Annotated in this window: 4 protein-coding genes; 3 read left to right on the top strand and 1 reads right to left on the bottom strand. The window is 74.3% G+C overall.

Features of this window, described 5'->3' with window-relative positions:
* Nucleotides 1–441: 441 nt before the first annotated feature.
* Entirely contained in the window at nt 442–933 is a 492-nt protein-coding gene (locus ACWEQL_RS38725; RefSeq protein WP_452155676.1) for an ATP-binding protein, read from the top strand.
* Between the two features lie 20 nt (nt 934–953).
* Here ACWEQL_RS38725 and ACWEQL_RS38720 read toward each other — a convergent pair whose 3' ends face one another.
* A complete protein-coding gene (locus ACWEQL_RS38720; RefSeq protein ID WP_452155674.1) occupies nt 954–3,899 on the bottom strand; it encodes an ATP-binding protein in 2,946 nt (981 codons plus the stop codon).
* A gap of 1,156 nt (nt 3,900–5,055) precedes the next feature.
* Here ACWEQL_RS38720 and ACWEQL_RS38715 point away from each other — a divergent pair.
* Both ACWEQL_RS38715 and ACWEQL_RS38710 read left to right on the top strand, forming a co-directional pair.
* Nucleotides 5,056–7,146: a right-handed parallel beta-helix repeat-containing protein gene (locus ACWEQL_RS38715; RefSeq protein ID WP_452155672.1), complete on the top strand. Its 2,091-nt coding sequence runs from the start codon at nt 5,056–5,058 to the stop codon at nt 7,144–7,146.
* Between the two features lie 430 nt (nt 7,147–7,576).
* Nucleotides 7,577–8,512 (top strand): MerR family transcriptional regulator, encoded by a 936-nt coding sequence (locus tag ACWEQL_RS38710; RefSeq protein WP_452155670.1) that lies wholly within the window; start codon nt 7,577–7,579, stop codon nt 8,510–8,512.
* Nucleotides 8,513–8,582 lie beyond the last annotated feature (70 nt).

Genomic DNA, 8,582 nt, shown 5'->3' with positions numbered 1-8,582 from the left:
GCCGGTGGCGGGGTGGCGGCCCGGCCCCGCACCGCGGCGAACGCGGACACGGGCGCACCGCACCGCACCGCCGTGCGACGGTTCGCGGCGTGAACCACCGCCGCGGGCACGGGTTTCGGTCACCGGCTCCCACGTCCCGGCCCCGCCCTGCCCCTGCCCCGCGTCCTGCCCGGTGTACGGCCGGCCCCGTCCCGTGTGCGCGGGCCCCGGCCGGCCCCGTCCCGTGGGCGGCGATGACGGCCCGGACCGGGTTCGACCGCGTCCGCGACCGCGTTCGACCACGGGCTCTTCCCCGTGTCGTTCCCGCGCGACCGGGGTGTTCTGTTATCTCGCCGTGACCTCGCCGGTGGTCGTTCGGGCGTGGTTCGCGGGCCTCGTGGAGGGGGGCGAAGGGGGGCGGGGCGGACATTTCGATCGGGATGTCGGTAGAGGAGATCACTCATGGACGCCATCGTCGGCCTCCCCGCCGGAGCGCTCGGCGGTATCGCGGACCGCACGGCGTGGTCCGCGTCCGTACTTTCCGCGCGGCCCTGCGCCGTCGGCGCCCCGCCCGGGCGCGGCGCCGGCGTCTGGGAACTCGCCCGCCACCCCGCATCGGTAGGCGTTGCCCGGTGTCCGACCCGTGCCATGCTCCGGGTGTGGGGTGTCGGCGAGGAGGCCATCGATCAGGCCCTGCTCGTCGTCTGCGGGCTGGTCGCCAACGCGGTCGAGCACGCTCTTGCGTCGATCGCCCTCCACCTGGAGCGCCCCGTGGGGGGCGAGGCCCTGCGCATCGAGGTCGACGGCGGGGGGCCCGCGGCCGGGGACGGTGCCCCGGGCGTGGGCCGCGCGCCCGACGAATGCGGCCGCGGCCGCGCCATCATCGCCCGGCTCGCCGCCGCGCACGGCTCCCGCCCGGGGGGGTGGGGTGCCACCTGCTGGGCGGACCTGTGACCCTTCCGCCGGGCCGGGTCCTACGGGTGGTCGGTGGTGGTGAGGATCCCGTCGCGGGTGGTGCGGAGTTTTCTGAGGGTGTTGGCGACGTGTTGTTCGACGGTGCGGGGGGAGATGGCGAGGGCCTGGGCGATGTCGTTGTTGGTGGCGCCGGTGGCCAGGAGCCGGGCGACCTGGCTCTCGCGGGGGGAGAGTCGTTCGCCGTAGCCGCGGCGGCCGCGGGGGGTGGGGCGGTGCAGGCCGAGGTGGCGCAGGGCCTGTTGGCAGCGGGCGGCGTCGGCGGTGGCGCCGAGGGCGGTGTGGGTGGCGGCGGCTTCGGCGAGGTGGCCGGCGCCGGCGCGGGGGTCCGTGGGGGCGAGGGCTCGGGCGTACTGCTCGAGGGCGCGGGCGGCGTGGTAGGGGCGGCCGATCGTCCGCAGGGCGGTGTGGGCGTGGCCGAGGTGGTGGGCGGCGCCGCTCGTGTCGCCCTCGTGCAGGAGGAGCAGGCCCCGGGCGAGATGCGTCTGGGCGTGCGCGGCGGGTGCGTCGACGCCGTCGAGGGCGTGTTCGGCCTCGGTGACGAGGTCGGCGGCGTCCTGGTGGTGGCCGCCGGTGAGTGCGGCCTGGACGGCGACCGGTACCAGGGCGCCGGCCACCGGCCAGCAGGCGGCGGCGCGTAGGGCCCGTAGGGCCGGGGTGGTGGCGTTCCAGGCGTCCTGGGCCTGCTCCCGGGCGAGATGGACCTGGGCGATGCCCGCGGCGACCCGCAGCTTCCAGTCCACCTCGGTGGCCGCCTGTGCGATGCGCTCCGCCCGGCCGAGCCGGTCGAGGGCGCGGGTCCACTGCCCGCGGGCGGCGGCCAGACATCCCGAGGTCAGGTGCGCGTCGCAGGCCGCGCTGACCATGTCGGGATACCGGGCCGTGAGGGCGGCGTGGTCGGCCTCCAGGTGCTTCCAGCGGCCCGCCAGCCAGTCCAGCCGCAGGAGGTCGATGGCGCCCAGACACTCCAGGACGACCTGGGTGCCCTGTCGTCGGGCGAGGTCCAGGCTCTCGTGGAGCAGGGCCTCGGCGCGGGTGTCGTGGCCGGTGCCGAGCGCGGCGTCGGCCACGTTGTAGAGGGCGCGGGCGCTCTGACGCAGGACCTCCGGGTCCGGGTCGTCGCGCGGTAGCCGATCGACGAGGTCCCACACGTCGCGCTCCCCGGCGCAGGCCATCAGGCAGAGGCGGGCGGCGTGGACGGCGGCCCGCGCGCCACGGTCGGGGCCGGCACGGACGGCGTTCTCGGCCCGCTCCAGCCACGCCCGGGCCTCCTGTGGGGACTTCCGATCGTCCAGGGCCAGGGCCGTCATGGCGCGGGCGGCGGCCTCGGGGCGGGTGGCCAGTTCCTCGACGGCCCGTTCCAGCTCGCGTTCTCCGGCGGCGTCCCGGGCCTGGTTGAGCATGAGCAGGCCCAGGGTCAGGCGGATCTCGCCGCAGGCGGCGCTCGGGAGCCGGGGGTCGGAGACGATGCGGCGCAGGGCGGTGGTGCTGGTGGTGTGGTCGACACCGTTGACGGCGATGCGGGACAGGGTCAGGGCGCAGCGGGTCCGCAGATCGGGCTCCAGGTGGGGCTGGCCGAGGATCTCGTGGAGGAGGGTGGTGGCGGTGCCTTCGTCGCCGAGGGCGATGGCCTGGTCGGCGGCGGTCTCGGCCTGGCGCAGCCACGCCGGGATGTCGCCCAACGCCCGGGTGTGGTGGGCGATCTGGACCAGGGGTGGTGCGGGGGTGGTCCACAGGACACGGACGGCCCGGCGGTGGAGTTCCTGTCGGCGCGGGCCGAGGATGTGGTGGTAGACGGCCTGTTGGGCGAGGGCGTGGCGCAGGCTGTAGCGGCCGGGGCCGCTTTCGTGCAGGACGGCGGCCCGCAGCGCCTCCGCGAGGGCCGCTCCGGCCTGCTGGGGGGCCAGACCGGTGACCTCGGTGAGGAGGTTCTGGTCTGCCGGGACGGCGAGGACGGCGGTGGCCTCGACCATCGCGGTGGCGGGCTGCGACAGGGCCGCCATCCGGGTGGTCACCGCCTCGCGCAGTCCGCGGGGGACGGCGGCCTCCTCCAGGGCCGACACGTCGTCCGGATCCGACACGTCGTCCCTCGGCGCACTGCCCGGCCGCCTCGCACCGTCGCCCTTCGCCCGGCCCGGACCCGGCCGCGGGTGGTGGGCCCGGTCGGCGAGGGTGAGCAGGTCCTCCTCCACGACGAGGGGCAGGCCGGCGCTGCGTGCGAACAGGGTGCGGCCCAGGGCGGTGCTGACCCGCGGGCCGAGGACGGCGGCGGCGAGGTGGTGGACGTCGTCCTCGGTGAGAGGGGTGAGGTGGATCTCCGCGCCGCTGGTGCGCCCCGGCCTGCGGTAGGGGGCGCCCAGCACGGGGGTGTCGGCGGGCAGGTCCTCACGGCGGAAGGTCAGCACGAGCCCGAGCCGCCTGGGCAGGTCACGGGCCAGCAGCAGGAGCAGTTCGCGGGTGGCCTCGTCGGCCCAGTGCAGGTCCTCCACCACCAGCACCAGGGGACTTGCGGTGTCCAGCACGGAGCGCACCGCGCCCATCAGTTGGAAGCGTGCGGCTCTCGGGTCCTGCGGTGGTGGCGGCGGCGGTGGGAGGTGTGCGGCGAGGGCGGGCAGCAGCGGGGCCAGCGCCCCGGCCTGCGGGTTGAGGCGCTCGGGTGGGGGCAGCCGGTCGGCGCTCTCCCGTAGGGCGTCCAGCACCGGGCCGAACGGCAGCGGCTCACGCAGCGGATGGCACCGGCCGGTCACCACGCGCACCCCGCGCCCGGCCAGCACCGTGGCGGCCTCCTGCACCAGGCGGGACTTGCCGACGCCGGCCTCGCCCTCGACCAGCACCACCGCCGGCGGGACCGTCAGCGCGCTCAGCAGCAGATCCAGCTCCCGGCGCCGGCCCACCAGCGCGAAACCACGTCCCGTACCGGTGCCCTCGCGATCACGGTCCACTGCCACGGCCGACCTCCACGAACCCGCCGGGCCTCCTCGCACCCTGCTGTCAACGTAGTTCCAGTGCCACGTCCCCGCAACGAGCGGGGGAGGCGGTGCGAGCGCGGCCCCGGGCACCTTTGCGGCGCCGGGGCCGGTTGCCCTCCACCCGGGTTGGGGAACCTTCGACGGGACCCGGCGCCGTGCCCGCCCGCCGCACCGCAAAAGCGGATGACCGGGGGCGCCCCCCGACCCGCCACCCGGCGGACGGATCCACCCGGTCGGGGATTGACCCGGTCGGTACGTGGCCATCCCCGTACGATTTCCGGCCGATCGGCGGCCCGTCGCCCCGCGGAGACCGTGGCGGCACTCTCGCGCACTCCGCGTCTGGACGCCTAGGCTGCCGGCGGGGCAATTCCGGCGCCGCGAGCACGGCGGAAAGCGTCGTTCACGTCAGCGCCGGGACGGTCTTCCGCGCGGGTACGGACCGGGCATTTTGCGACGGCATGCCGGATCATTTGATCATTCGGTCCAATTGTCTTGACTTCGATCGATATCGGGAATGAAGATGGTACCGGCCCAGCTCCGACCGGAGTCTGCGACTGCCGTTATTCCCGACTCCTGCCGCGCCACCCCTGCGGTCAGGAGCCCTCGTGCGCCGGGATCCCGTTCGCCCCTGCCGTACCGGCGGGACGTGCCGTCAGTGCGTCGACGCGGCACGGCTCCCGTTCGCCGCCTCGTGCCCTTCGGGGCGGGCCTCGGGCCCGGGGCGGGCGCGTCGTGCGGCGCCTTCGGGGCCTGCTCGGCCTTCCTTCCGTCGGTCGCGCGCCGCCTTCGGGCATGCCTTTCCGGCGTTTCGCCACAGAATTCACCGCCGGCCCGCCGGCGTGCATATTCTCGTTTTTGCATTCATGCGGTCCGCCCGCCGGTACCGCACGTTTTTGCATGCCCCGGGAGGGTCTCTCGGGCCGTCACCGCGGATTTTGCGGAATGCTCGTGCTCGCGTATCCGCATTGATGCGGTCCGCCATCTTTGGGTGTATTGACAGTCGACCCGAAGGCTCTCAATATCGGCACTGCCGAAACCGATCCGTTCGGTTCCCCCGACCGTGGACGGCCCGATTTCCCCCTCGGTATCGGAGCACCACCCCCACCCACCCCCACTCTTCTGCGAAAGGGCCCCGATGAGACCCTTCGGACGCACCACGACCGGCCTGCTGGGCGCCGCCGCCCTGGTGGCGGGCCTGGTCCTCGCCAACGGCACCGGCGCGGCCGCCGCCGGCACGTCGTACTTCCTCGACTGCTCGGCCGCCTCCGCCGGCAGCGGCACCCAGACCAGCCCCTGGAACTCCCTCGCCGGCGCCAACACGCACGTCTTCGCCGCCGGGGACACCCTCAGCCTCAAGGCCGGCACCACCTGCACCGGCACCCTGCAGCCCCGGGGATCGGGCGCCGCCGGATCCCCGGTCACCATCACCTCCTACGGCGCCGGCCCCGCGCCCGTCGTCGACGGGGCCGGGGCGATCGCCGCCGTGCGCCTGGTCGACCAGTCCCACTGGACCGTGCGCGACCTGCACGTGCGCAACGACGCGAGCGACCGCGGCCTGCGCGACGGCGTCCTCGTGGAGTCCACCACCGCCGCCCACAAGGCCGGCATCGTCATCACCGGCCTGGAGGTGTCCGACACCTCCGGCTGGGGCGACAAGACCGGCGCCAACGCCTCCTGGTTCTCGGCCTCCGCCGGCATCGTGGTGAAGGTCTCCGGCGGCGTCGGCCACTTCGACGGCATCACCATCACCGACAACCACATCCACGACACCGGCGGAGGCGGCATCAAACTCGCCGGTGACACCAGCACCAAGCACACCGCCGTCCACATCGCAGGCAACCGCATCGACGAGGCCGGCGGCGACGGCATCGTCGTCCACAACTCGGCCTCGCCGCTGGTGGAGTACAACACCGCCACCGACCTGGGCCTGGGCAAGTACCCGTTCGTCGCCGGCAATTTCGCGGGCATGTGGCCCTACAACAGCAGCAACCCCACCTTCCAGTACAACACCGTCGGAGGCAGCAAGCCCTCCAGCTTCGACGCCACCGCCTGGGACTGCGACATCAGCGTCACCGGCACCTGCACCTACCAGTACAACTACTCGTACGGCAACGCCGGCGGCTTCTACCTCAACTGCGTGTCCGGGTGCGCCTCCAACCCGGCCAACACCGGCACGAGCAACACCGACGTCGTCCTGCGCTACAACGTCGCCGTCGACGACTGCCGCATGGTGCTCAGCAGCGGCACCCCCGGCACCCACTACATCTACAACAACACCTTCTACTGCCCGTCCAGGCCCATCGTCGACACGATCGGCAACAACAAGGTGGTGAAGAACAACATCTTCGTGGCCCCGTCCGGCTCCTTCGCCACCGGCAGCGGCGTCGTCTTCGACTCCAACGTCTACCACGGCGGCATCGCCGCCCCCGCCGGGGACACCCACGCCGTCACCACCGACCCCAAGCTCACCGGTGACTCGGCGGGCCCGGGTCTGCGGCTCAGGTCCGGCTCGCCCGCCCTGGGCAGCGGCGCCGTGATCGCGAACAACGGCGGCCAGGACTTCTTCGGCAACCCCGTCTCCGCGACCACCGCCCCCCACCGCGGCGCCTACAACGCCGCCCCGGCCGACGAGGCCCTGCCCCTGGCCGGCCTCTACAACGAGATCGCGGTCACCTCCGACGACAACGCCACCGCGGGCGCCCTGGCCTCGGCCACCCTCAGCGGCCGCACCTTCTCGGGCGACGCCCTGGAGGCCGCCGGCCTGGTCCCCGGCCAGCAGGTCACCACCGCCGGCGTCACCTTCACCTGGCACCCCGGACGCTACGGCACCCCCGACCACGTCCACGCCACCGGGCAGAGCGTCGCCGTCAGCGGCACCGGATCCACCCTCGGCATCGTGGGATTCGCCACCAACAACGCCCCCTCCGCCCAGGGCACCCTGCGCTTCTCCGACGGCAGCACCCAGCCCTTCACCCTCGCCCTGACCGACTGGTGGAACACCTCCGCCACCAACGGCAACACCCTCGTCAAGCAGGTCTCCTACCAGAACCAGCACGACACCCCCTACAACGACCCCAGCACCCCCGCCTACAACCACACCGCCTCCCTGTGGCTCCACAAGGTCGCGCTGCCCGCCGGTAAGCAGCTCACCTCCGTCACCCTCCCCGCCGGGAGCGCCACCTCCGGCACCGCGCACCACATCTTCGCCATGGCCCTCGCACCCTGACCGCAAACCCTGACGCCGTGCCCGCCGGGCGGACCCTGCGCCCGGCGGTCACGGCGTTCACGCCTCACCGGCCGGCAGGACACGGGCGGGGCGCACGAACCACCCACCCGTGCCGTACGGACCGGTGAAAGGGGTCCGGCCCGTGGAAGTCCTCCGGGCCTGTGTCGACGATCCGACGCGGGCGCGGGCGCGGGCCGTCCGGCAGCAGGTGGAGCAGCACCCGGTCGCGCAAGGGCCCGCCGGTGCGGGGGCCCGCCGGACGCCGGGGCGGGGCGTTGGCGGCAGTGATCCGGGGCAGTCGCGCAGGATCGCGGTGTCGAAGGGCGTCGCGGTGATGCGCCCGGCCCCGACCGCGTCGGTGTGGTTCCTGGGCGTGCCGGGGCGCGACCGGCTTGAGTCTCCGGTAGGGGGAGACGGGAGGGTGGGGGGCATGGACGGCGACACGCTCTACTCGATCGGTGACCTGGCCCGGCGGACCGGGCTGACGGTCAAGGCGATCCGGTTCTACTCCGACAGCGGGATCGTGCCGCCGACCGACCGTAGCCCGGTCGGCTACCGCCTCTACGGCATCGAGGCCCTCGCCCGCCTGGACCTCGTGCGCACGCTGCGTGACCTGGGACTGGACCTGCCCACGATCCGCAGGGTCGTGGAGCGGGAGGTCTCGCTCCCCGAGGTCGCCGCGGCGCACGCCGAGGCGCTGGCGGTGCAGATCGCCACCCTGCGCCTGCGGCGCGCGGTGCTGACGGCGGTGGCCAGGCGCGGCTCCACCCCTGAGGAGATGGATCTCATGCACAAGCTGGCCAAGCTCTCCGAGGACGAACGCCGACGCCTGATCGGCGACTTCCTCGACACCGTCTTCGGCGCCCTGGGCGACCCCGCGTTCGCGGGGGTCATACGCTCGATGACCCCCGAACTGCCCGACAGCCCCGAGACCGAACAGGTCGAGGCGTGGGTGGAGTTGGCCGAACTGTCCCAGGACCCGGATTTCCGCGCCGGCATGCGGCGCACGGCCGAGCACCTCGCGGCCGACCGCGCCGAGGGCGCCGCCGCGGGCGTGCACCGCGATCCCGTCGCGGCCGTCCGCGACCACGCCGGCCCGGCCCTGGCCACCGGCGTCGACCCGGCCTCACCCCAGGCCGATCCGGTCGTCGCGGCGCTCACCGCCCCGTACGCGCACCTCCTGGGCCGCCCCGACGACATCGCTCTCCGGCGCCGGCTGCTGACCCGGCTGGAGAGCGCGAACGACCCCCGCCGCGAGCGGTACCTGCAACTGCTCGCCGTGATCAACGGCTGGTGCGCCCCGCAGAGCCTGACAGCGGAACTCGGCTGGTTCGTCCAGGCCCTGCGAGCCCGGATACCGGGGTAACGGGAGGGGCCGGCGCGCGCCCGGCCGGGGCCCGGCGGGCGAACGGCCCGGCCCCGGCCCCGGCCCCGGG

This window comes from Kitasatospora sp. NPDC004240 (assembly GCF_053603215.1).
This window is presented reverse-complemented; position numbering and strand designations above follow the sequence as displayed.

What these genes read in the sequence shown, in the direction of transcription:
- ACWEQL_RS38715 (WP_452155672.1), top strand. Translation starts at nt 5,056, where the DNA reads ATGAGACCCTTCGGACGCACCACGACCGGCCTGCTGGGCGCCGCCGCC.
- ACWEQL_RS38725 (WP_452155676.1), top strand. Translation starts at nt 442, where the DNA reads ATGGACGCCATCGTCGGCCTCCCCGCCGGAGCGCTCGGCGGTATCGCG.
- ACWEQL_RS38710 (WP_452155670.1), top strand. Translation starts at nt 7,577, where the DNA reads ATGGACGGCGACACGCTCTACTCGATCGGTGACCTGGCCCGGCGGACC.